General features: G+C 33.8%; 1 protein-coding gene and 1 pseudogene. Both read left to right on the top strand.

Annotated elements, in window-relative coordinates:
* Positions 1–91 (top strand): annotated as a pseudogene (locus ACFIKE_RS11315) (TrwH protein); the annotation flags it as partial.
* 69 nt (positions 92–160) lie between these two features.
* Positions 161–1,003, top strand: coding sequence for a type IV secretion system protein (locus ACFIKE_RS11310; protein WP_375650036.1), 843 nt, complete (start codon positions 161–163; stop codon positions 1,001–1,003).
* Positions 1,004–1,027: the final 24 nt, after the last annotated feature.

The following is a 1,027-nucleotide window of genomic DNA, read 5'->3' as shown; positions in this document are numbered from 1 at the left end:
AAAGCTAAAACAGCCCAATGATAGAAACCGTGTGCCTATTAATAAAACAATCCCTGCCGAAATCAAGCGAGGAGACAACGGAATCTCATAAACTGATTTATGAAATTAATAATGTAATGGTCAGTCTTTCTAAATATGTGAAAATTAAAAGGAATAAAATATGCAAAAACTGATTATTAGCATAGCAATTAGTGCTTTTCTTGGAACAACAAACTTAGCAAAAAGTGAAACTTTTACTAAGCTAGAAGGACCTCACAGCCGTTTTGTTATAATTCCTGGTATGGGGTCAGGAGGTCTCAGTACAAGCACCGATTTTGATCTAATACCACCAAAAAGTTTAAAGCCACCATATAAACTTCCACCCAATATTAACGATCTTTCTACTTTTAGTAATAAGGGAAATCTCGCACCGACCCCACCTACTCTACCAGCAGAGTATCTGGAGCTTATTGATCTCTTAAAAAAACAGCTTGAGTTGAAAAAAGAACAACTTTCGCAAACAGAAAAAGCTTACCAAGCTATAACAAAGAGTCAGAAAACTGGACCTAACAAAATAGACTTTTCTAGTTTTTTTCTCAAAGAACCAGAATTACTCTATAGGAGTGATAAGCTTTCAAGGAAATCATATCAAAAAGTATTGGAGGATGAAAACAAAGTTTCTGGGTCTTTTGATCAAATGGGTAAAGCTATTTCGGGGCGTTTACAATTTGCATCGATACTAGATAAAGCTGTAAGTTTAGAAACTTTAGAAAACGTAGAAAATCGTTTTAAATACCTCAAAAATCTATTAGATAAAGTTCAAACAAAAGAAAACCTGAAAGATACTGCAGATCTTCAAGCACATATCGATGGTTCGTTAGCCATGATTCAAAATGAATTTATAAAGATGGAAATGGTAGCGCATTTACGTAACGCTGAGCAATCACTTATCAAAAAGAAAAGACGCGAACTTGATATGAAATTTTTTAACCATGAAAAAAAAAGGATGCCTATCATACGATGAAAATAAAAGCCAATATAGAAGGTT

This window comes from Bartonella sp. MU70NMGDW (assembly GCF_042194085.1).
Lineage (GTDB): Bacteria > Pseudomonadota > Alphaproteobacteria > Rhizobiales > Rhizobiaceae > Bartonella > Bartonella grahamii.
This window is presented reverse-complemented; position numbering and strand designations above follow the sequence as displayed.